Origin of the sequence: Rhizobium esperanzae (assembly GCF_014197615.1) — a bacterium.
Classification (GTDB): Bacteria; Pseudomonadota; Alphaproteobacteria; order Rhizobiales; family Rhizobiaceae; genus Rhizobium; species Rhizobium esperanzae_A.
The window spans coordinates 126027-150259 of sequence record NZ_JACIFY010000009.1; the positions used below are offsets into that span (position 1 = coordinate 126027).

Below are 24233 nucleotides of genomic sequence, written 5' to 3' on the forward strand. Positions count from 1 at the left end.
TTCCCGAGCGTCGCCTGCGAATCATGCAGAGATGCGACGATCGCATCGACACAGGCTTTGGTCTTGCATGCAACAAGCTCGTTCTCTTGCGAGACGTTCAAATCGCGATACTTGTCAACGTTTTCTCGGATACATTTCTCATCACCGTTGCAAGCCTTCAGTTCATCAATCTGAGTTTGGCGCTGCGGATGGGTCAGGTAATTGTACTGGTAGTTCGCAGCGCCATAGCTAGCACCATCGGCGCCGCCGACAGCTCCGCCTACGCCAGCCGCAAGGGTTGCGCCAATCAGCTTGGCAAGCGCGTCTCCTTCCGGCGTTCCTTCGTATTTTGTGCCTTTCAGCATCCCCTTCACGAGGTTATCTATGGCTGGGGCCATCAAGGTTGTCACCGCACCGCCTAAAGCAGCTTTAATCGCTCCTTCCCAACCGTTGACGCCACCAAGGATGCCACCGCCGATGGCGTGCAATAGCGCGCGGCCCTGACCGCCTTCTGCCCAGAAATCCCGTCCAGCCTGAGTCGTCGCCTGATCGTGCAATCCGTCCGCAATATCGCCGACCAAGGTGGCCATTGCCTTTTGAGCCTCCTGCAAATCAGCCTGCGTCTTGTACTGATCGCGCAGGATGTTCTGCAGATCCGGCAAGCCCGGCAGCGAGGTATTGGTGTTGTCGGTGTCTCGACGGATCGTGCCTATATCCTGGGTTTGATGCTCGGGATCGGTGATGGCGATGCCGATATTGCCGCCGATGGCCGAATAGGCCTTGCCGGTTTTGCTCTCTCCGTCGTTGACCTTTGCAAGGCTCAGGCCGCCGGAGCCGATCGAGGCGCCGTAGGTGTCGGCCTTCCAGCGCGAATGAGTGTCGACGTCGGTAACTTCGAGCGTGCCGGTTTCGAGGTGATTCTGACTGGCCGGAGCCTCGCTGGTCAGCAGCCCGCCGACGAGCGTCGTTTTCTTGTCGACGGTCAGATCGAGACCGCCGGTACCGGCATGGATGCCGGATTGCTCTGCGACGACGGCGGCGTCGCCTGTCGCCTTTTGGGTCGAGCCGGAAGCGCTAAAGCCGTCGCTTCCGATTGAGCCGGAGAGATTGAGTTGGCGAGCCTTGGCAGTCGCCGTGTCCACTAGGCTCTCTACCGTCAGATTGCGGACGGCGGCAGTCACGGAATTGCCGGTGATGGTGGCGCCTCTCAGGGTGAGGTCGTTGGTGAGAATGGTGACGTCGCCGGTGCCGCTGACATGGCTGTCGTAGTTCGTCAGCCCCGTCGTGCCGTCATTGCCATTGCCGTAGGAGCCGGTGACGTTGACGCCGGGCGTGCCGCAACCCAACTTCGTGCCGCACTTCCAGCCGACGCCGACGCCAAAGCTGTAGGACGAGTTCTGGCTTGACGTATCCGATGTGCCCGTCGCGGCATTGAGGTTGATATCGCCGTTCTTCGCCGACAAGAAGATGTCGCCGGCCAGCGGGTCACTGGAAACGGTCGGCAGGCCGAACTTGTCGTAGCCGGCGGCGATCTGCGCGCCGTCGCTGGTGATCGAGCCGTTCTCAGCCTCCAGGGTGATCGAACGGCCGGCGCGGATATCGGTGACGACGGGCGTCGAGGAGGACGAGGACGAGCTGTTTTCCTGATGATTAACGCCGGCCGACAGCGAGATCGAGAAGTTGAGTCCTTCCGCTTTAGGATCCGCGCTCGTCAGCTGCTGATAGGCTTCCTTTAGGCCCTTGTAGCCCTGATAGAAGCCGAGAGCGGCGATGATGGTGTTGGTGATAGCATTGACGCGGCTGTCGCCGGTCAGACGCTCGGCCGAGTTCATGATGCTGCTGGCCGCTTGGCTCACCTGACTAGAGACGCTGAGCGTCACGCCGGCAAAGGTCTTCTCGTGGATCTCCTCGTAGTTGGTCTTATCCGCAGCCGACAGAAGATTGACGTCGTTGGCGGCAAACAGATTAACGTCACGTTCGGCCGAGCCCTGCGCGGCCTGCAGATTGACGTTGTTGCCGGCGGAGATGTTGAGATCGCGGCCGGCGGACAGCATCGACGCCGCATTGGTATTCGATTGCTGGGACGAGCTGTCCTTGCTCGTCTGCGCGCCGATGCCTACCGAGAAGCCGCCGCCACTCGAACCGAAGGAAATACCGAAGCCGGACTTCTTCTCCTGTTCGGACTGCGAGAAGCTTTCCGCGCCAGGCGTGACGTTGACGTCACGCTTGGCCGACAGATTGATGTCGTTATCCGCATCCATCGACGAACCCAGTATGTTCAAATCGGTGTCTCGGGCCGTCAGATTAACATCCTGGCCCGCCGAAAGTGCCGAGCCGACATTCAAAGTCGAGGCCTGCTTGCCGCTGTTCTGCTGACTGCCGTAGATCGAAATGAAACCGCCACCGCCGCCGACGCCGAAGCCGGATTTTTTGCGCTGCTCCTCGAGCTCGTGCGTCTCCTGCGCCCCGATGACCGAGACGCTGTCGGCCGTGACGGAAATCGATTTGTCGGCATTGGCCTTCGAACCCGATATGACAGCCGCGCCGTCGGCGGTCAGATTGATATTGCCGGATGCCCCGAGTTGGGAAGCAACCGTCGTCTCGTCGTAGCTCTTGTAGCTGGATGAGCCCTTGGACAGGAAGCCGCTGCGCGAGCCCTTGTCGTCCTTGGCGCTGGTGTCTTTGCCGGAGGCGATGACGAGGTCGCCGCCGGTGGTGATGTTCAGGTCTGCCGCGGCGCCGCCTTCCTTGCCGGCCTCGATCTTCGAGGCGGAGATGACCGTGTCCTTGCCGGAGGTGATGTCGACGCCTTCGCCGCCGCTGATCGATGAACCGACGGCTGTCGTCGTTTCCAGATGGGTGGTGGTCTTCTCGCTCGTACCGAGGAAACCGCCCTTGCTGCTGAGCCTGGTGTCGAGGGTCGCAGTGTCGGTGGCTTCGGCGATCGTCACGTCGCCGTCGGCCTTGAGTGCGAGCTTGCCGTCGGCGGCAAGTTTGCTGCCGACGATATTGAGATCGTGATCGCCGCTGCCGTTGCCTGCGGTCACCGAGAGGTCGCCGCCGGCCGATATTTCCGAGCCGACATGGGTGATCGACGAGGCGGACTTCTTGCCGAAGGTGGATGCGGAATGCTCCTGCGCGGCCGTGATGTTGATATCGTCGCCGGCGCTGAGCGCGACATTGCCGTCGGCCTTGACGGAGGAGCCGGAGAGCAGGATGTCGTCGCCTGATTTGATCGTCGCATTGGTGCCGGCGGAAAGCTGCGATTGCTGCTGATCGGTGGAGAGGGTCCTGGTGTAGCCGGACTGGTTGTTGCGGGCGACATCGGTCGACACCACGGCCACCGAGCCCTTGTCGGCGGTCACATCGAGCGTCGTGCCCGCCTTGGCGGAGCTGCCGATGACGTTGACATTGTCGGTGGCCTTGATCGTCAGGGCCTTGCCGCTGGCGACCTGGGTGCCAGTAGCATTCTGCTGGCCGGCATTATCGACCTTGGCGGCATCCAGTGTCACGTTTTTGCCGGAGAGCGTGGCGTCGCCTGTGGCATTGACCTTGACGCCCTTGAGAGTGAGATCGCCGCTGCCGCCGGCAAGCTGCAGAGTGCCGCCGGCCGTCACGCCGGCATTGGTGTTGACGACGTTCTGGCCGCCAATCGTCATCGTCTGGGCGGCGAGCGTGATGCCGTTGGTGGCATTGAGCGTCGTGTCACCGCGCGACAGGAACGTGCCGCTACCCTGGATGGAGCTGCCGGAAACGGTCAGGCCGCCGGCGGATGCGATCAGGCCGGAATTGTCGAGATTGCCGACATTCATATCGACGGAGCCACCCGCCATGGCGGCGCCGGCGCCGGTCAGCTTCTGCCGGTCGGCGGCGGCAACATAAACGACAGGAGCAAGCACCTGGACGCCGTTGACGGTCTGCCATTGGTAGAGGACGATCGAGTCGGTGAGAGCGGCCGCCTGCTCAGACGTCAGGCCCTGGCCGACGGCCAGGTGGTGATCCTTGGCATAGGTGGCACCATTGTCGAGCAGCGTCTTCATCTGCTCGATGGCGCTGCCGCCGGCGATGAAGGTGCTTCTGCCGAGCCCTTCGCCGACGAGCTGGCGCAACTGCGTGTCGATCAGCTGGTTCTCGAAATAGGCATCGCCGAGGAACGGAACCGTCGTCTCCGGCCGATAGCCGATGCGGTCCATGAAATAGCCGGAGCCGTAGAAGGTGCCGACATCGAGGTAGGCTGCGCGGGTTTCGAACAGGAAGGCCTGGTGGGCTATCTTGCCGCCGAAGCCGCCGGAGTTCGGTTTGGCGGGAGACAGGAGGGCGCCGCCGCCGAGCCCCGAATTGACGTTGAACAGCGCACCGCCGGCGGTCAGGCCGGTGAGCGCCGAAAGCGGATCACCGGGATTGCCTGCTGCCGTGACGCCGGCGCCGCCGGCCATCGAGCCGGCCGCCGACGTGTTGTTGACGCTGCCGAAATCGACCGAAAGCGCACCGCCGGCCTTGATGTTGGCCGATACGCCGCCGATCGCCTCGACGGAGCTGACGATCGTCGAGCCGTTGGCGATGACCCGCCGGGTGTGCCGAGGGTGACCCAGATGTTCAGCAAAGATGCATCCAGGAGTGTGTAGTGCTCAGCCCCAGGTATGCGGAACTGATAGATTAAAAAACCTCCTGGCGAAGCAATTCAAAGTCTGCGACGTTAGCCATTAGTGCGATCAGTTCTGACGGCCTCTCCGTGGAATTTATATAAAAAAGGAGGGGATAGCTGACAAAATCCTGCTCTACAGGATCGCCATCGAATGGATCCATATTCCTCTTCAAAACGAATTGCTCTTCGCCTCCCTCACCAAAGACGTAATAAACTCCGGCCTGATAAAAACTATCTCGCTCGGAAAAGAAAAAACCCAACGCCGATTCTACTGAAGTCTTCGCTTCCGAAAGCGAATATTTTCTGATCCCATACAATATAAAACTAGGCATAATCTCATATTACTCTGGAGTATCCATCACCTCAAAGGTTGCCAGGGCGTAACTATTACTTTCGGGCAAAAAAGCTTCAACTTCATAGGCAACAGGTGAGGCTGGATCTCCGAAAACTAAGACAACAGTAACAACCGTTCCGGCAGTAAGTACTATCGTATTTTTTTCACCAATCACTACCGCGTTTACCGCCTTTGGCAAAGAGAAGACGTCATTTTCTTTCATTGCGTTCATTTATCCGAAGGAATCCCCGTTACCAATCGTACAGTCCCTGAGTTGTCCTGCATGAAGACAAATTTCGTATTAATCGTCCTTCCGTTCGCACCCAGGATTGGAATGACTTGCTCATACGTTCTCCCATATTCAGTAGTTTTTGTCACCGTTGCTGCCTCAACGTCAAAATACAGCTGAGAAGAGAGGCTCTTCCAGTTGCTTTGATCAAAACCCAGAGCCTGCTTAAACCAGTTGGCCTTACTTTGATTCTGTGGATGCGCTACGTTTAACAAATAGTCGTATAACTTGCTTTTAAGATTGGAGGTTTCGAAGCCAACCGTGCGTCCCGTTGCCGCTTCGGTTGCCAGCGCTTCACGCTCGGCAACCCTCTGCCTAACGGCGAACGGGCCACCTGTGCCGGCGAAAACACCATTAAATATCTCCCACGGCAGCATCGCCTGATCGACGCTGGCATTTGCGTTACGTATGCCGCCAATGAGCTCTGTCTGCCTTATCAGGCTGTCGGCGATACTGATCTGCGTCACATGCTCGCTGTTGTACACAGCAGATGCGAGAACATAAAACCCAACGATTTGAGAAAAGGTCTCCGAGTTGATCGACGTATCGCGATAGACATCGCCACTTGCATGGAAATAGGTCTGATTGCAGCCTGTGCAGAGACCGGGAATGGAACGTTTCGGCGCGATACTGTCGAGAAAGGCAGATGCTGCATCGTTCTGCGGCAAGTTTGCTGCCGAGATGTCCACTTGCTTGAGTGCCTGGTTCGTCAGTTCGCCGATGGCAATGTTCATCGAGGCGCCGGAGCAAGTATCAACACTGGTGCAATATCCTTGCTGAACCGCATAACGAGCGGCATTGGCGGCAATGAGCTTGGCTTCCTCAATGTGAAGCTGTCGGTTGAAAGTTTCCGCGTCGAGCGCAGTGGAGGCCCCTTGATTTCCGCCGACCGCGGCGCCGACGAGAACCGCCGCCCATTGGCTGAGCGCATTACGTTCCTCCTGCGTTAGGTTCGGATTGTCCATCAGCGCCTTGCCGATGACCGCGCCGATCAGTTCCTGCGTGCCGCCAGCGAAAGCACCGATGCCTATATTTCCACCGGAGACCACCGCAGTCAGCGCGCCGGCTGCCGCATGCAGAGCGATCTTCTCAGGACTTCCCTCAGCAAAGCCGAGCTTCTGGGAAATCTCTCCGATCGCCATGTTCAGAAGCTGTGAAACGGCCGCGGCACTTGCTTGCCGGCGCTTCAGCGTTTCGATGTCGTAAAAATCGGCCTGGGTGTTCGCCTTGGACAGATCGGTGTTGAGACCGGAGAGACCCTGCTTCTGGTCGCTGAGCGTTAGCTTGCCCGGCGACAGTGTCGCGAGCGCCTTGCCGTGATCTTCCTGCTTCGCAGGTGCATCGACCGCCGGCAGCGGGATGCCGCTGGGGCTGAGGACGGCACCATAACCTGACGTAGAGGCGCTCGAAGCGTTCTCGATGTTGGAATAGGTCAGCGCCGTGGCGCTCAACTCGTTGTTCTGAGGATCGGCGGTCGAGGCAATGACGCCGCCTTTGAGATCGACAGTGCCGCCGGCAGCCACATGGTAACCGCCATCCCCCGCAATGATCCCGCTCAGTTCGGAGACATTGGCGAAATCGCCCTTGACCTTCCCGGTGCTGGCGCCGCCGGACAGTGCGCCAGCGGATGACAGCGCGATCGATGCGCCGGCCGTCGTTTCCCTATAGGCGGACGTGTCTTGCTGACTGACGATATTGAGGTTGCCGCCCACATTCGCAATGACGGTGTTACCGGAGACGACAGCACCTTTAAGCGTCGTGTCATTGCCTGAGTTCAGGGCAACGGCGCCGGAACCCATGACGTGGCTGTTCAGTTGGGTAACACCGGTTTCGCCGACTTTACCCATCCCCACGCTGGCACTGCCAGTCAGGCCAATCCCACCGCCGTTGGGGCCACCGATTTCCGCGCCGACGCCAATGCTGGCGCCCGCCGACGTGCTTTTGCTCGAACTCTCGTTTGTCGACTGCGCACTCTCCAACACGATATCGTGGCCTGCCGACAGCAGGACATTGCCGGCATTCGCATCCCCCGAGACCGTGGGATTGCCGTTTGCATCGTAGCCAGCTGCGATCTGTGCGCCATGGCCGATGAGATCGCCGGATGTCGCCTCTATGGCTATCGCCCCGCCGGCCCGCACCGAAGTGGCGACGGGGGAAGAACTGGAAGCGGCGTTTTCGTACTTTTGATAGTTAAAGCCCGCCGTCAGCGAAACGGAAGCGAGGCTGCTGTCACCCTTCGAGATGCTGTCGAGCGTCTTATAGGCATTGATCGCGGCCAGCGCGGCCGGCGCTGCAGCGTAAAGGCCGGCATTGTCGCCGAGACCGCTTGCCGCCGATTGCACGCTTTCGGCTGCACTAACGAGCCCGGACGATACCGACAGAGTGATGCCGGCGAAGAACTCCTCATGCAAGTGCTCGTAGTTTGTCTGGTCCTGAGCCGACAGCAGGTTGACATCCCGATCAGCCAAGATGGCAACATCATGGTCTGCCGAGACTTGCGCGGCCTGCAGGTTGGCGTCTCTGCCGGCCGTGATCGTCAAATCACGGCCGGCAGAGAGGGTCGAGACGGCGTTGGTCGCCGATGACTGCGCGGTCTGATCGACCGATTTGCCATAGCCGATGCCAATTGAGGCGCCGCCGTTGCCGGAACTGAATGCGATCCCAAAGCCGGAACGCTTTTCCTTCTCTTCGGCGGAAGCCGTTTCCGCACCCGGCGTAATATTGACGTCGCGGGCGGCATCGAGAGTAAGGTCCTGCTTGGCACCAATGCTTGAACCGAGAATGTTGATGTCAGTGTCGCGGGACTTGATGACGACATCCGTTCCGGCAGACAGCACCGATGCCACGTTGAGTTCGGAGGCCTGCTTGCCGCTGTTCTGCTGGCTGCCATAGATCGAAATAAACCCGCCACCGCCGCCGACGCCGAAGCCGGACTTCTTGCGCTGCTCCTCGAATTCGTGCGTTTCCTGCGCCCCGATGATCGAAACGCTGTCGGCCGCGACGTTGATCGAGCCGTCGGCATCGACCTTCGAACCGGCAATGACTGCTGCCTTGCCTGCGTCGAGATTGATGTCACCGCTGGCGCTCAACTGCGAGCCGACGGTGGTCTCGTCATAGCTCTTGTGGCTGGACGAGCCCTTGGACAGGAAGCCGCTACGCGAGCCCTTGTCGTCCTTGGCGGTAGTGTCCTTACCGGAGGCGATGATGAGGTCGCCTTTGGCGGTGATGTTGAGGTCCGCCGGGTCGATGCCGTCTTCCTTGCCGGCCTCGATCTTCGAGGCCGAGATGACCGTGTCCTTGCCGGAGGTGATGTCGACGCCTGCGCCGCCGCTGATCGATGAGCCGACGGCTGTCGTCGTTTCCAGATGGGTGGTCGTCTTCTCGCTCTTGCCGAGGAAGCCGCCCTTGCTGCTGAGCCTGGTGTCGAGGGTCGCAGTGTCGGTGGCTTCGGCGATCGTCACGTCGCCGTCGGCCTTGAGTGCGAGCTTGCCGTCGGCGGCAAGTTTGCTGCCGACGATATTGAGATCGTGATCGCCGCTGCCGTTGCCTGCGGTCACCGAGAGGTCGCCGCCGGCCGATATTTCCGAGCCGACATGGGTGATCGACGAGGCGGACTTCTTGCCGAAGGTGGATGCGGAATGCTCCTGCGCGGCCGTGATGTTGATATCGTCGCCGGCGCTGAGCGCGACATTGCCGTCGGCCTTGACGGAGGAGCCGGAGAGCAGGATGTCGTCGCCTGATTTGATCGTCGCATTGGTGCCGGCGGAAAGCTGCGATTGCTGCTGATCGGTGGAGAGGGTCCTGGTGTAGCCGGACTGGTTGTTGCGGGCGACATCGGTCGACACCACGGCCACCGAGCCCTTGTCGGCGGTCACATCGAGCGTCGTGCCCGCCTTGGCGGAGCTGCCGATGACGTTGACATTGTCGGTGGCCTTGATCGTCAGGGCCTTGCCGCTGGCGACCTGGGTGCCAGTAGCATTCTGCTGGCCGGCATTATCGACCTTGGCGGCATCCAGTGTCACGTTTTTGCCGGAGAGCGTGGCGTCGCCTGTGGCATTGACCTTGACGCCCTTGAGAGTGAGATCGCCGCTGCCGCCGGCAAGCTGCAGAGTGCCGCCGGCCGTCACGCCGGCATTGGTGTTGACGACGTTCTGGCCGCCAATCGTCATCGTCTGGGCGGCGAGCGTGATGCCGTTGGTGGCATTGAGCGTCGTGTCACCGCGCGACAGGAACGTGCCGCTACCCTGGATGGAGCTGCCGGAAACGGTCAGGCCGCCGGCGGATGCGATCAGGCCGGAATTGTCGAGATTGCCGACATTCATATCGACGGAGCCACCCGCCATGGCGGCGCCGGCGCCGGTCAGCTTCTGCCGGTCGGCGGCGGCAACATAAACGACAGGAGCAAGCACCTGGACGCCGTTGACGGTCTGCCATTGGTAGAGGACGATCGAGTCGGTGAGAGCGGCCGCCTGCTCAGACGTCAGGCCCTGGCCGACGGCCAGGTGGTGATCCTTGGCATAGGTGGCACCATTGTCGAGCAGCGTCTTCATCTGCTCGATGGCGCTGCCGCCGGCGATGAAGGTGCTTCTGCCGAGCCCTTCGCCGACGAGCTGGCGCAACTGCGTGTCGATCAGCTGGTTCTCGAAATAGGCATCGCCGAGGAACGGAACCGTCGTCTCCGGCCGATAGCCGATGCGGTCCATGAAATAGCCGGAGCCGTAGAAGGTGCCGACATCGAGGTAGGCTGCGCGGGTTTCGAACAGGAAGGCCTGGTGGGCTATCTTGCCGCCGAAGCCGCCGGAGTTCGGTTTGGCGGGAGACAGGAGGGCGCCGCCGCCGAGCCCCGAATTGACGTTGAACAGCGCACCGCCGGCGGTCAGGCCGGTGAGCGCCGAAAGCGGATCACCGGGATTGCTGGCGGCCGCGACATTGGCGCCGCCGGCCATCGAGCCGGCCGCCGATGTGTTATTGACGCTGCTATAATTGACGGAGAGCGCGCCGCCGGCCTTGATGTTGGCCGATACGCCGCCGATCGCCTCGACCGAGCTGACAATGGTCGAGCCGTTGGCGATGTTTTTCGAGGGATTGGCGGTGCCATTGGCATTATAGGCGGTGCAGGCGCCCTGGGCATGGCAGGTCGTCGTCGTCGTGCGAAACAGGGTGACGCCGGTATTGGTCAGCGTCGAGCCCTTCAGCGTCGCGTCGCCGCCGGCTTCGATCGAGCTGTAGGAATTGGTCAGATTGGTGGCGTCGATGTTGAGATTGCGGCCTGCCCGGATCGTCGCTTCAGGGCTGAGCGTGCCGACCAACCGGTCCTCATAGACCGACTGGCTGAGATTGGACGACCAATCCCATGAATAGGTGGTGCTTTCATCAGAGCCGCTGAAATTCACCTCGTCGACGATGAAATAGCGCGACGGATTGTTGGGATCGACAACCGGATTGCCGTTCGCGTCCCTCGGCACCCGGGCCCTGATCCAGTCGATGATCGGCGTGACCTTCTCCGGCCCGTCGGCCGAGATCCAGGTCCATGCATGATAGGTCGTGCCGTCGGCAAGCGTCGCCTTCGACCAGAGCAGCGGCTGATAATCCTGCCACAGCGCCGGATCGACGCCGTCATAGAGCTGGAACATGTTCTGATCTGCGGTCTCGAGATAGCCGAAAGGCAGACCGGCGGCGACGGGATTGAGCGTGAAGCCGCTGACGACGCCCGAAGAAACCAAGTTCCCGGTCGTCCACTGCGGGGTAGCGGCCCGCTGGTTGGTGAGATTGCTGGTCAGGATGGACATGTCGTTTCCGGCCTGGATCAGACCGGAAACATTGGTGACTTCAGCATTTCTCTGTAACTCCGTCACCCCGGCAATCGTAAGATCGTTGCCTGATATGATGGCGCCCTGGTTGTTGGTGAGCACGCCGCCGACAAACAGGCTGGCATCGTCGCCGGCATAGGTCAGGCCCGTGGCGCTGTTGGTAAAATTGCCGGAAATGTTGAAGGTGAGGTCGTGGCCGGCGGCCAGCTGCCCGGCATTGATCAGCGACGGCAGCGTCAGAGTCAGGTCGTGATCGGCGAGCAGCGCCGTGCCGGTCGAGGTGGAAAGGTCGCCTGCATTGATAACGATGTCGCCGGAACCGTCGGCATTGGTGACGGCGTTGATCTTGGCGCCACTGAGATCGGCCGTGCCGGTGAGATTGAGGGCAAGACCGCCGAGTGTGAGGCTGCTGTTGGCAAGGTTGGCGCTGGCGGCATTGAGCGTCAGCGTGCTGCCGGCGGCGAGGTTGTTCGCCACGCCATTGGAGAGGTCGATATTGGTGGTGGTCAGTGTCAGGTTGCCGGCAGTGCTGGTGGGATTGCCGTAGCTGATCTGGCCCGCGGTGAGTTCCGCGCTGCCGAGGCTCTGGAGCTTGGCGTAGGCGACATTCTGCGTCGCCGTGGCCGAAAGAGCGCCGCTGCTCAGCAACGCGTTGGAGACGGCGATTGAACCATTTGTGGCCGTAAGGCTCATATTGCCCGCCGGCTGCAGCACCAAAGCAGCATTGGCGGATTGGGCGGTGGCGGTGAGATCGACGCCGGAGGCGACCGTGGCGACTGCAATCGAACGGCCTGAAGCCGTGACGTTGCCTTCAGCCAGGACATCACCCGATATGGCGATGTCGGCGCCGGCGGATAGCGTGAGATTGTTGCCGCTGACCAGCGAGGCAGCCGAGATCGCGCCTGAAGTCGCAGTAACGGAAAGAGAGCCTGTGCTCTTCACCGAACCTGCAATCTGGATACCGCCCGAGGTGGCGGAAACGGTGAGCGCATTGCCGGCGATGACGCTGCCGGCGGCGATACCGGCAGACGACGTCATCTGGACGTTGGCGGCGCTGTTCACCTCACCTGCGACACTCAAGAGGCCGCTGCTGCCGGACAACAGGATGTCATCATCGGCGGCGACCGTATCGAGGGTGATGCCCTGGTCCGCCTGAACGGTGACCTTTGCCTTCGAAGTGACCTTGGCAGCAGTCACCTTCGCCTTCGAGGAGATCGAAACGCCCTGCTGGCCGGAGACATTGCCGAGCGAGATCTTGCCGTCGGCAGACAGAGACAGCTCGCCGGCATTGGCGGCCATGTCGCCGCGCATGCGCACGCCGGCGCCCTTTTCGGTGACGACGATCTTGATGCGGTCGGCCTGCATGGCGCCGAGCGCCGAACCGTCGATCGCATATTCCGGCGTGCCTGATGTGGCGGCAAGCGCCGTGGCGTTGCCGGTGGCATAGTCGAACTGATTGCGGCCGGCCGTGACGCGAAGATCCTTGCCGTAGACCGGGCCGTTGACGGTGACTGAACGCGAAACGATATCGAAGAGATCCACAGCGCCAGGGCCGGCGGCGAAGTTGCCGCCATTCGGTCCGATGGTGACATCGCCGCCGTTGACCGTGAATCCTTTCAGCGCGCCGTCCGCGCCGATATCGGGGACGCCTGTCGTCAGCGTCGCATGCGGCGTGTTGATGAAGCCGCAACCGTCACAGGTGATTCCGTTCGGATTCGCGATGACGACGTCGGCGCGCCCGCCGAACACCTCGATCGCGCCGTTCAATGCCGAGAGATTGCCGCTGGTCACTTCGTTGAGGATGACCGATGCCGGCCCCGATGTATTGAGATTGGCATTGCCGGGCGTGACGCCGCCAAGATTGGAGGTGCCGATCTCGCCCTTGAAATTGTTGAGGATGAGGCCCGGCGTGCCGACGTTGAAGTTGTCGTATTTGTTATGCGACAGGCCCTGGCTGTTCGGCGTGACGATGTCGATGAGCGGCACGCCGTTCGGCGCCGCGCCGATGCCCGGCTGGTTGGCCGCCGGCGCCACGGTGCTTGCCGAGACCGACTGAGCATTGGCGAGCATCGGCTGCAGCACGAGCAGACCGCTCAGCAGGAGAGCGAGGGATTGGCGGGCAAAATACGCGAACCTGCGAACAAATCTTCTATCGGCCCCGGCGACGTGATGTGTTGTCGCCGTCGATTTGCCCAGCCTATTGCCCATCGTATGTTTTCCGCCGCCCGCATACGCGACAGATAAATCCCGCCGCAGTTGTAATTTCTCACGATGATCGAGAACCATAGCCGTTGGCCACGGTCAACTTCCGCCTGTGCGTGAGGTAAATGCAATCCGAACAAAATGGACGTGATTTGGCGCGTCCATGCAGATGTCAGCTTGTCTATTCCCCGAACTTCTTGAACGTGATGGAGGAATAGGCTCCCGGAAGAACTTCCCTCATGACCTCGCGTTCGGCCGCGCTTGCTTCTTGACCGACCACGACGGGGTGAGATTTCGTCCCCTGGACGCGGAAATAGCCGGCGTCGACAATCTGGCCCTCGCCAATGGTGATCGTGCTCGCACCTTCCAGTGCGCTGATATAGCTGAACAGGCCTTCATGGTCGCCGCCTGCCTCAAGCGTTGTGGTTCCGTTCGGCGAAGACATCTGGCAGGAAGCGTAGGTCACGACATAAGTGCCGGACGCGATCGGATCGAAGACGCGTTCGTACTCCTTCGCGTTGCCGACAGGGTTGAGGAGATTGCCTTTTATGTCCGCCGGCTTGCTTTGCTCGGGCAGAAGCCATTTGAAACCGCTGTAGACATCTTCAGGAGCAGCCACCTTGTCAGGTTCGCCGTTGATGAGCTTGCGAAGACGAATCCGACCGTCGCATCGGATGGGACCGAACAAGCCGGGATAAAGAAAGCGTACAAGGATCAGCGCGCCTTTCTGTTTCCTCTTGTTGAGGATCTCGGTGGATTTTACCACTCTTTCGCTGGCGACCATCGCGGGATCCGTTGTCCCGCCGCACGACGCCAGCAGCACGGCTATGATGCTCAATCCCGCAGCCGCAAAAGCTCTTTTGGTCATATGAAATTTCTCCGTTTCGATTGGGACAGAGGGTTCAAACCGTGGTGAGGCCCTGTCGCCATCCCTTCGACAATATGACTGCTCATCGCAGGCCTTATTTCTGGGTGAGCCAGGTCTTCACGTTGCGGGTGAAAGACTTGGACAGGCGCTGTGCCATGACGTCAGGCGCACCTGATGTCGTCGCAGCGTTGACGGCGACGGCGATGATCACGCCGTAACCGCTTCCGCGCATGGAGAGGTCTTCGCCGTGGATGTTTTGCGCTTCGGCGATCAATTGTCCGGTCTTGGCATCCTCCAGGCGGACGGTCCCATCGATCATGCTGTCATGACCACCGATGATCCGGGCCTGCTTGGTCGTCACGTCAAACACATGCAGCGTGACGACCAGCCTGCCCCGGTTAGGCCCGCCCGGCACGCCGATCAGTTCTTTCGTCATCGCAGCCTGAAGGGTGCGAACCGCCTCCTAGACCTGCTGGTCCGGCTTGTCGCCGAAACCAAATGTCTTGACGTCAGGAGCCAGCTCGATCCGGATCTCGCGCACGGAGGTCCGCTGAAGGGCGGCGATCAGCCGGGGGTCTGTCCTCGTGGTGACGCAGGATGCCAACGTTGCCGCCAGCAGGAGAAGGGTTAGAAAACGCACGATACGCATAAACAACTCCGGGATTTTTTCGTTCGATTGGTCTGCAGGACTCAGTTCCGGCTGTCCGACGACGATGCCGGCTTTGGCTTACTGTCGAGATGCTTGTAGAGCTCAGTCAGCTGGGACTTCGGCGCCGGGCACCCCTTCGATCTGGCGATGCTGGTCAGGACATTGTTCCGGTTGCGCAACGCATCGATCTCGACCTTCTCGGGCGATTTCGGGTCCATGAAAAACAGCGCCGGCAGGAACAGCAGTACACCCGTCGCCCCGAGAACGATGTTCTTGCCTTGCGCATCGGTCCGTTCCTTCACCGTCGACGTGATCTGCCGCTCGTTCGCCTCGAATTCCCGGGTTATGCCGGCACAATCAAAGGCGCTGTCGGTCGGGTTGGTCGAAGCGACCGGACGCGCCTCTCGTCCGGCACAGCCGGCGAGAGCCACGGACAATGCAAGGATCAGCGCCGTCGATGTTGAAAGGGTTTTGGCGGGCTTGTTCGTCGAAATACTGCGGGTGGTCATTGTTTTGCTTTCGTTACCAATGAGCGGATGCGCTGAAATAAAAGAGCCCGCCATCGACACCGTCGAGGCTGCTTGCAACAATCTCGGAATAGCCGAGGTCGGCGCTGATATTGCCGCCGACGGTCCTGATGCCGGCCGTCCAGCTGGCGAGATCGCCGCCTGATATATCGAGGCGCGGCTGTGCGTAGATGTGGCCGTAATCGAAGCCGAGATAGGGGCGCAGCTCGCCGAACGCCTTCGCCGCCGCGCCGCCGCCTTGGTTGGAACCCGTTCTCCAGACGATCTCGTTGTGGCTGAACATGCCGTTATTGCCGAAGAGAACGCTTTCGCGCGTGCCGCGGACATTGCTGTAGCCGCCAAGCGAGATCTGCTCGGCGCCAAGGAGATTATCGGGAGAGTATTGGCCGGTGATGAGTGAGGTCAGTTCGAACTGCCGGCCAGCGGCCTGAAACGGCTGCGTCACGCTGACGGTGGCGTTGAATTTCGAAAATCGCGGATCGGCGTTGCCGGCGCCCGGATCCCCCGGCTCCACCGCATCGAAGAGGCCGAGCCCCTTGTCATAGCTGACGTCGAACATCCAGATGCCGCCGAACATGCGGCGGGAATGGGAAATGCCGATATCGCCGACCGTATAGCGGCGGCTGCCGACCTCGATCAGGTTGCCGAGCAGGAAGTTGTTGGTCTGTTTATAGGTCAGGCCGCTGCGGACGGTGGTGATCGAATCCTTGTCGCGGAAGACGACGCGATCGATGCCGAGACCCGCCTGCCCCGAATTGCCGGAGGTTTCGAGCGTGCTGAAGTTTCCTTCGACGGCACTTTCATATTGGTACCAGGAGCCGTTCAGCGAAACCGTGGAATAACCGTAGGGCACGCTGACGCTGCCGGAATAGCTGTTGCCGTAGCCGTTTCCGTCATTGCTCCACGGATAGCTCGGACCGCTATGTTCGTATGAAAAATTCCACTGATCGTTGATATCGAGCAGATCATCGAAGCCGAGCGAGGCCGAACTCCGGGAAAAACCGGTGCTTTCCTGGCCCATATTGTTGTTGCCGAAGGAGGCATGCCATGGGCGGCCAGGGTGGTTTTCGATGTTGAGGATGGAGGTTCCGTCCTTCGGGCCGGGCAGCATGGCGGATTTGGCATCATTGGCCTGCAGCCGGTTCATCTGGTCAAGCCCCTGCTCGATATCGCGGATATTGACGACCCGGCCGATCAGGCCGGGAAAGGCTGTCGCCAGCGACGTGTTGCCGGCAACCTTCTGGCCGTTGAGATAGATGTCGGAAAGCGTGCCTTCGACGACGAGCAGCCGGAGGATCCTGTTCTTGCGGATATCCTGCTGCGGCACATAGGCCCGCGAGGTCACATAACCATGATCGATATAGAGGTGAGTGACGTCTCTGAGGACCGCATTGATCTCGGCAAGGCCGACGCAGCGATTGCCGTAGGGCGCCGTCACCTTGCCGATCTCCTGCGCCGAGAGCAGCTTCGTCCCGTCAATCTCGACCCGGGTGATGTCGAAGCAGGCACCCTTTCCACTGCCGGCGGGCAAAGCGCCGTTTTCGGTTTCCGCGCCGCCGCCCGATGTGGCGCGGCGAAGAGCATCCAGCCGCTGCGTCTGCGATTGCTCGTCCTGGCGGCGGTTGAAATCATCGGCCGGCGTTTGCCCATAGGCTGGAACGATCGCCACTGCGAGGGCAGCGCCAGCAACCAGAGAGTATCGAATTTCTGTGGTCATGGGTGAAATTCGGCTACTTCGCGGGGATGGACTGAAGTTCATCGAGGGCCGGTTTCAGCCCTTTCAGCGAGAAACGGATATTGACGTCCTGGCCGTTCATCAGCCGCACCAGCCCCTCGGCGCTCGCGCCCTTCTTCAGCGCCGCGGCCGTTTTGGCATCCAGCGCCAGTTGCGCCCAGCATCCGGTCTCGTTGCAATTGCGGTAAGCGAGCTTGGCGACGGGCTTGCCGTCAGCCTTGATCGCCAGGCCAGAAGGCAGGAAGACGTTGAGCGGCAGCAGAGCGGTCAGCACCAGCCGCGGCTTGCCCTTGTCGGCCTTGTCGCCCGGCCCGGTCGGCGGCGCCGATATCGCCAGCGTCAGGACATTGACGGGCTTGCCGTCTTTGGCGACTTGCGCGACCTGTGCGACTTCGCAGGCCTCTGTGCCTTCAGAACCGGTGCAGCGATAATACCAGTCGTCGAATTTCTGGGATTTTATTGCGGGCGCCGGTTGGGCCTGCGCCTGTTCCGGTTCTTGAGCCGCGGGCGCCGGAGATTGCGCAAAAGACGGATTGACACAAGCAATGGATACCAGAACAGGGGCGATCACCCGGATGCCCCGCTTCACGCCACTTTTCAAAAGTTTTTTCATTTAAAATGCAACTTCAGGAAGATTTTATTTGTCTGACAAGTCATATCGCTACAATCCGTAATTCGGTCAACCTTCACGTGTCGGCACGGTAAAGTTTGCGTTAGGTATTTACTTCGCGTTCTGGGAGATTACGTTTAACCTGCCCGAGACCGCTCTCTCGACGAAATCACCAACAGATTCCGAAATTCGAATAAAACTGGCTGGCGAGCGACATGAGACATCGCGCAACTTACGCGAAGCTGGCCGTGCACTCGTTCACGTTGAAAATCAGCTGCATAGACGGATAAGCTGAATAATTCCACGCCATCGGAAATCCGGAAAAACTTGCAGAAGATGAGATGCACTCATTTTGAAGAAGAGCGGCTCAAGAGAGCGCATGCATCGTTCCCGAAACTGCCGCGAATACGGGGATGTATTTTAGAAATTCATTGCACCCGCGGTTGCTATTATTATTCCTATCGAAAATAGAGAAAACAACCGCATGGCGAAGCAGCAACAGCATACGCAGCCCCAAGCGGAATCCGCGAATAACATCGAATAACATTCGGGAAAAACCTGGTACGGGCGCGAATCGAGGACGATCTCCCTCTCCCCATGAAAAGTGAGTATGCCGCCACGGGCTTCACGCGCCGCACAGTCGCAGGACCCTCATTTTCGTGATGACATCCGCCCCGTTCTCTGCGAAAAAGAGCGTGATGAGAGACAGGGGCGTTCGTCGACAGACGGGCTGAGAAGCACCCTTCGAACCTGAACCGGATAATGCCGGCGGAGGGAGTCGCTCGGGGTCGCGGTTTCGCCCGCACGAATTGCCCCGTGCCCGCCCCCGCCTGAAAGGGGCCACATGCAGACCATGACCACACCAGGAGCGATGCTGAAGGCGATGCGCGAGAAGCCGCCGCTCGTTCAGTGCATCACCAATTACGTCGCCATGAACATCGCCGCCAACGTTCTGCTTGCGTCGGGCGCCTCGCCGGCCATGGTGCATGCTGCTGAGGAAGCCGGCGAATTCGCCGGCATTGCCAATGCGCTGACAATCAATATCGGTACGCTGTCGGCGCAGTGGATCGACGGCATGCAGGCAGCGGCGAAGGCGGCGACCTCGGCCGGCAAACCTTGGGTGCTCGATCCGGTCGCCCATTATGCGACGGCCTTCCGCCGCGATGCGGTCGCCGGCCTGCTGGCGCTGAAGCCGACGATCATCCGCGGCAATGCTTCCGAGATCATCGCCCTTGCCGGCGGAGAGAGCCGCGGCCAAGGCGTCGACAGCCGCGACCCGGTCGAGCAGGCGGAAGGGTCGGCGCGCCGGCTCGCCGAGCGCCAGCAGGCGGTTGTCGCCGTCACCGGCGCCGTCGATTTCGTCACCGATGGTGAAAGGGCCGTACGCATAACAGGCGGATCGGCCCTGATGCCGCAGGTCACCGCGCTCGGCTGCTCGCTCACTTGCCTCGTCGGCGCCTTTGCCGCGACCGCACCTGAAGATATATTCGGGGCGACGGTCGCCGCGCTCGCAACCTTCGCCGTCGCCGGCGAGGACGCCGCGCTCGGAGCGGCCGGCCCCGGCTCCTTCGCCTGGCGTTTCCTCGATGCGCTGGCTGCGCTCGACGCCGAAACGCTCGATGCCAGGGCAAGGATATCGGCAGCATGAAGGCTTTCGACCTTTCGCTCTATCTCGTCCTCGACCCGGAGCTTTGCGCCGGGATCGGCATGGTCGAGACCGCGCGCCTGGCCGTTGCCGGCGGCGCGACGATGGTGCAGCTGCGCGATAAACAGGCCGGCACCGCCGCGATGATTACGACCGGCCGCGCCTTGAGACAGGCGCTTGACGGGACCGGCGCCCTGCTCATCGTCAACGACGATGTCGAGGCGGCGATCGCCATCGGCGCCGACGGCCTGCATATCGGCCAGGAGGATATGGATGCGCGCATGGCGCGGGGGATGATCGGCCCCGAGATGATCCTCGGCCTGTCGGTCGAGACGGAGACGCTTGCCGCTGCCGTCGATCCCAGCCTCGTCGATTATACCGGCGTCGGGCCGGTGCTTGCGACGCCGACCAAAGCCGATCACAAGCAGCCGATCGGCTTTGATGGCCTGGCGAGGCTGGTGAAGGCCTCGCCGGTGCCTTCGGTTGCGATCGGCGGCCTCAAGGCGGAGCATGTGGAGCAAGTGTTTGCCGCCGGCGCCAAAGGGCTTGCCGTCGTCTCCGCCATCGCAGGCACCAGGGACCCTGAAGCGGCGACGCGCCGCATCGCCGCCGAAATCCGAAAGGTGCGCCCATGATCCGCAATGTTCTCTCCATCGCCGGCTCCGATCCCTCGGGCGGCGCCGGCATCCAGGCCGATCTCAAGGCTTTTTCCGCCCGCGGCGTCTATGGCATGGCGGTGCTGACGGCGCTGACGGCGCAGAACACCCAAGGCGTCAGCGGCGTGCATCTGGTGCCGCCGCAATTCGTCGCCGACCAGATCGACGCGGTTTTTGCCGATGTGCGCGTCGACGCCATTAAGATCGGCATGATCGCCAATGCCGGCATCGCCGAGGCGGTTGCCGGCGCACTCGCCGATCGACGCGGCATTCCCGTCGTCCTCGACCCGGTGATGATCGCCAAGGGTGGGGCCGCCCTGCTCGCGCCCGAAGCGGTCGACGTGCTGACCCACCGGCTGCTGCCGCTTGCGACGCTTCTCACTCCGAACCTGCCTGAGGCCGCTGCCCTGCTGCATCAGCCGGTCGCGACCAACCGCGCCGAGATGGCAGCGCAGGCCGAGCGGCTGCGGGCGCTCGGACCTGCCGCGGTGCTGGTCAAGGGCGGCCATCTCGACAGCGATGAGAGCCCCGACGTGCTTGCCACCGCCGACGGCCTGTACTGGTTCGAAGCTTTGCGCGTGCCGACCAAAAACACCCACGGCACCGGCTGCACGCTGTCCAGCGCACTGGCAGCCGAGCTCGCCAAGGGCGCCCCGGTGCAGAAAGCCGTCGCCATCGCCAAGGACTATCTCGCCGGCGCAGTCGCCGCCGCCGGAAACCTCACCGTCGGCTCCGGCCACGGCCCGGTGCAGCATTTTCATGCGCTTTGGAAAGACTGCGAGTGACCCGACTTTCTTAACAGCTGCGCAAATATCATGACTGCGCTCAAGAACGGCCCGGCCTCCCCGGGCCGTTTTGCGTTCCCCTGTCGGCCCAGCCGCCGTATTCAAAAAATCCCTGTTGACAAGCCCGGTGAGATAGCCAACTCTATCTCATTAAAAGGGGATACATTCCGCAATAACGGAATAAAAGGAGGAGTAACAGGTGCCAGACCTGCTTGTGAACCTATATTCCACCGCGTTCGCAGACCTAAAGCAGAGAGCCGATGATGTCGGCGTCTGCGTCCGTCCGGCCCTCCCCCCGGAACTGCATCTCGTTCTTGCCTGGGTTCGCGACCGGTTCAGCGAGAACTGGGCAAGCGAAGTCTCCGTCGCCTTCTCCCGCCAGCCTGTTGCCTGCCTGATATCAGTCGAAGGCGGCAAGCTCTTGGGTTTTGCCTGCTATGACACGACGGCGCGCGGCTTCTTCGGCCCGACCGGCGTCGATCCGCAAGCGCGCGGCAAAGGCATCGGGCTGGCACTCTTTTCCGCCTGCCTTCAGACGATGAAGGCGCTCGGCCATGCCTATGCCTTCATCGGCGATGCCGGCCCGGTCGATTTTTACGCCAAGACCGCAGGCGCAATCGTCATCCCCGCCCCCGACAAGGGCATTTACGAAGGCATGCTCAGAAGCGCGCCGAAATGACCATCTGATCCCGGAGTTACAGAATTGTCCTCGACCCCGCTCGCCCTTTTCGTCGGCCTCCCGAACCCCACGATTTCGGATGATGAATTCGCCCTCTTCCGCGAGGCCAATCCGCTCGGCCTCTTCGTCGGCCGGCGCAATCAGCGCGAGCCGGAGCAGACGAAGAGGCTGATCGACCGTTTCCGCGAAGCCGTCGGCCGCGACGATGCGCCCGTCTTCACCGACCAGGAGGGCGGCCGCGTCCAGCATCTCGATGCCGGCCCCTGGCCGCTCTTCCGCAGCTTCGGCCAGTTCGCCGAACTGGCGCGCCGCGATTTCGATCTGGGCAAAAAAGCACTGCGCCTTTCCTCCCGGGCCATGGGCGCGATGATGACGGAACTCGGCCTTTCCAGCGGCTGCTCGCCCGTGCTCGACCTCGTCTTCGAGACGACGAGCGCGGTCATCGGCGCCCGCTCCTTCGGCCCCGATCCCGATTTCATCGCTGCCCTCGGCCGCGAGGTGGTCGACGGCCTGCTCGAGACCGGCAACATGCCCGTCATGAAGCACATTCCCGGCCATGGCCGCGCCACGCTCGACTCCCACAAGGAGCGTCCGGTCGTCGACGCCAGCCGCAAAACGCTCGTCGCCAGCGATTTCAAGCCCTTCGTCGCGCTGAAGGATACGCCCTGGGCGATGGTCGCCCATGTCGTCTATTCGGCCTATGACGCCGAATTGCCGGCCTCGATCTCGCCCGTCATGCACGACGTGATCCGCAACGACATGGGTTACGAGGGCGTGCTGATTTCCGACTGCATCTTCATGGAATCGCTTGCCGGCACGCTGCCGGAGCGCGTCAGACAAGTGCTCGACGCCGGCTTCGACATCGCCCTCCACAGCCACGGCGACGTCAGGGAAAGCGAAGCCGCCGCCAAGGCCGCCCGGCCGCTGACGGATATAGCCCTGAAGCGGATCGCCGCCGGCAAGGCCCGCCTCGGCAATCTGAAGATCGACATCCACGCCGCCCATGCCGAGGTCGAAGACATGTTTGCAAGCGCGCCGGTCGCCTGACCGGCAGAATATTTCTCACCGCATAAAAAAGGGGAATAAAACATGAAAAAATATCTTCTTGCCGCTGCCGCGCTGACACTGCTTTCGGGATCTGCTCTGGCGCAAACGATCCTGACCGCGAATATCGAACCGGCAACCACCTGGGTTCGCAATTTCAACCCGTTCAACCAGACCTCGTCGCGCCAGTCGACGCTCGACTTCATCTACGAGCCGCTGGTTATTTTCAATCGCTTCGACAGCAACAAGCCAGTCTATCGCCTGGCCGAAAGCTTCAAGCTCTCCGACGATCTGAAGAGCATCGAATTCAAGCTGCGCCCGAACCTCAAATGGTCGGACGGTAAGCCGCTGACCGCAGCCGACGTCAAGTTCACCTATGACTATCTGAAGAAATTCCCGGCGCTCGATTTCGTCAGCATCTGGACCTTCGTTACCGACGTCCAGGCCGTCGACAGCCAGACGGTGCGCTTCACGCTCGCCAATCCGAGCTCGCTTGCCGCCGAGCAGATTTCGCAGCTGCCGATCGTTCCCGAGCATGTCTGGAAGGATGTCACCGATCCCGTCACCTTCGCCAACGAGAGCCCGGTCGGCAGCGGCCCGCTGACGGAAGTGCCGCGCTTCACCGGCCAGACCTACGACCAGTGCCGCAACCCGAACTACTGGGACAACGCGCATTTGAAGGTCGACTGCATGCGCTTCCCGCAGCTTGCCGACAACAACCAGATCCTGACGGCGACCGCCGACGGCACGCTCGACTGGGGCGTCTCCTTCATTCCCGATATCGACAATGTCTACGTCTCGAAGGACCCGGCGCATTTCCACTATTGGTATTCGCCGAGCAGCATGGTCGCCTTCCTGTTCAACTTGGAAACAGCAAACGAGAACAACAAGAAGGCCTTCAACGATGTGAAGTTCCGCCGCGCTGTCGGCATGGCGCTCGACCGCAAGACGATGATCGACGTCGCCGGCTACGGCTATCCGACGCTGAACGAAGATCCAGGCCTGATGGGCGAGCTCTATAAGAGCTGGGCGGACCCGTCCATCAAGGCCGACTTCGGCAAGTTTGCGACCTATGACGCCGGCGCCGCCAAGGCGCTGCTCGACGAAGCCGGCTACAAGGACAAGGACGGCGACGGCTTCCGCGACAATCCTGACGGCAGCAAGATCTCCTTCTCGATCATCGTCCCGAACTCCTGGACGGACTGGGTCGACACGGTCAACATCGCCGTCGAAGGCATGCAGGCGGTCGGCATCGACGCCAAGATCGAAACGCCTGAGGAAGCGGTCTGGACCGGCAACCTCATCAACGGCACCTTCGATGCAGCGATCAACAGCCTGCCGGCATCGGCCTCGCCCTACTATCCCTACAAGCGCGCCTTCAGTTCCTCGGACAAGGGCAAGACACGCTTCACCGCGCAGCGCTGGTTCAACCCCGATGTCGAAAAACTCGTCACCGAGTTCACCCAGACCGCGGACCTTGCCACGCAGAAAGAGGTGATGAACAAGGCGCAGCGCATCGTCGCCGAAAACATGCCCATGATCCCGGTCTTCAACAATCCGAACTGGTATCAGTACAACACCAAGCGTTTCACCGGCTGGTCGACCAAGGAAAATCCCTTTGTCAATCCGTCGATCTCGCGCACCAATCCGGCACGCCTGTTGAACCTGCTCGCGCTCGAGCCTGTGAAGTAAAGCATCTCCCAGGAGCGGCGTCGGAGCATGATGCCGAAAAGCATAAGCGGTTTCGGATGGGCATCATGTTCATCCGAAGCGCCG

13 protein-coding genes, 2 pseudogenes and 1 riboswitch are annotated in these 24233 nt (G+C 61.2%); of the genes and pseudogenes, 6 read left to right on the plus strand and 9 right to left on the minus strand.

The genetic code is table 11. The features are described 5' to 3' along the window. Nucleotides 1–149 precede the first annotated feature (149 nt). The 9 genes and pseudogenes from GGD57_RS14040 to GGD57_RS14080 all read right to left on the minus strand — a co-directional run. Nucleotides 150–4541: pseudogene (locus GGD57_RS14040) on the minus strand (hemagglutinin repeat-containing protein); the annotation flags it as partial. 94 nt (nt 4542–4635) lie between these two features. Then, complete coding sequence (locus tag GGD57_RS14045) at nt 4636–4956, minus strand: hypothetical protein (RefSeq protein WP_184470646.1); 321 nt, start codon at nt 4954–4956, stop codon at nt 4636–4638. A gap of 9 nt (nt 4957–4965) precedes the next feature. Further along, the gene (locus GGD57_RS14050; RefSeq protein ID WP_210303873.1) at nt 4966–5181 is read right to left on the minus strand and encodes a hypothetical protein; all 216 of its coding nucleotides are present in this window, start codon (nt 5179–5181) and stop codon (nt 4966–4968) included. 5 nt (nt 5182–5186) lie between these two features. Further along, entirely contained in the window at nt 5187–13265 is an 8079-nt protein-coding gene (locus GGD57_RS14055; protein WP_184470650.1) for a hemagglutinin repeat-containing protein, read from the minus strand. A gap of 175 nt (nt 13266–13440) precedes the next feature. Then, entirely contained in the window at nt 13441–14127 is a 687-nt protein-coding gene (locus tag GGD57_RS14060) for a hypothetical protein (protein WP_184470652.1), read from the minus strand. Nucleotides 14128–14221: 94 nt separating this feature from the next. Further along, a pseudogene (locus tag GGD57_RS14065) lies at nt 14222–14776 on the minus strand (hypothetical protein). 41 nt (nt 14777–14817) lie between these two features. Further along, nucleotides 14818–15285, minus strand: a complete 468-nt coding sequence (locus tag GGD57_RS14070; protein ID WP_184470855.1) for a hypothetical protein — start codon at nt 15283–15285, stop codon at nt 14818–14820. A 13-nt stretch (nt 15286–15298) separates the two neighbouring features. Then, nucleotides 15299–17020 carry a ShlB/FhaC/HecB family hemolysin secretion/activation protein gene (locus GGD57_RS14075; RefSeq protein WP_184470654.1) on the minus strand — a complete coding sequence of 574 codons (1722 nt, stop codon included), beginning with the start codon at nt 17018–17020 and terminating at the stop codon, nt 15299–15301. A gap of 13 nt (nt 17021–17033) precedes the next feature. Continuing rightward, nucleotides 17034–17651 (minus strand): invasion associated locus B family protein, encoded by a 618-nt coding sequence (locus tag GGD57_RS14080; RefSeq protein WP_184470656.1) that lies wholly within the window; start codon nt 17649–17651, stop codon nt 17034–17036. A 694-nt stretch (nt 17652–18345) separates the two neighbouring features. Beyond that, a riboswitch (TPP riboswitch) is annotated at nt 18346–18442 on the plus strand. Between the two features lie 50 nt (nt 18443–18492). Between GGD57_RS14080 and thiM the strand changes: the two genes are divergently transcribed. The 6 genes from thiM (at nt 18493) to GGD57_RS14110 (ending at nt 24149) form a co-directional block, all read left to right on the plus strand. After that, entirely contained in the window at nt 18493–19296 is an 804-nt protein-coding gene (gene thiM, locus GGD57_RS14085) for a hydroxyethylthiazole kinase (protein WP_184470658.1), read from the plus strand. Then, nucleotides 19293–19928: a thiamine phosphate synthase gene (gene thiE / locus GGD57_RS14090; protein ID WP_184470660.1), complete on the plus strand. Its 636-nt coding sequence runs from the start codon at nt 19293–19295 to the stop codon at nt 19926–19928. Before thiM ends, thiE begins: the two co-directional genes overlap by 4 nt. Further along, complete coding sequence (gene thiD, locus GGD57_RS14095) at nt 19925–20734, plus strand: bifunctional hydroxymethylpyrimidine kinase/phosphomethylpyrimidine kinase (protein ID WP_184470662.1); 810 nt, start codon at nt 19925–19927, stop codon at nt 20732–20734. Before thiE ends, thiD begins: the two co-directional genes overlap by 4 nt. Nucleotides 20735–20933: 199 nt before the next feature. Further along, on the plus strand, nt 20934–21413 hold the full coding sequence (locus GGD57_RS14100) for a GNAT family N-acetyltransferase (RefSeq protein WP_184470664.1): 480 nt from the start codon (nt 20934–20936) through the stop codon (nt 21411–21413). A gap of 24 nt (nt 21414–21437) precedes the next feature. Continuing rightward, nucleotides 21438–22460 carry a glycoside hydrolase family 3 protein gene (locus GGD57_RS14105; RefSeq protein WP_184470666.1) on the plus strand — a complete coding sequence of 341 codons (1023 nt, stop codon included), beginning with the start codon at nt 21438–21440 and terminating at the stop codon, nt 22458–22460. Nucleotides 22461–22502: 42 nt separating this feature from the next. Then, nucleotides 22503–24149 carry an ABC transporter substrate-binding protein gene (locus GGD57_RS14110; protein ID WP_184470668.1) on the plus strand — a complete coding sequence of 549 codons (1647 nt, stop codon included), beginning with the start codon at nt 22503–22505 and terminating at the stop codon, nt 24147–24149. Nucleotides 24150–24233: the final 84 nt, after the last annotated feature.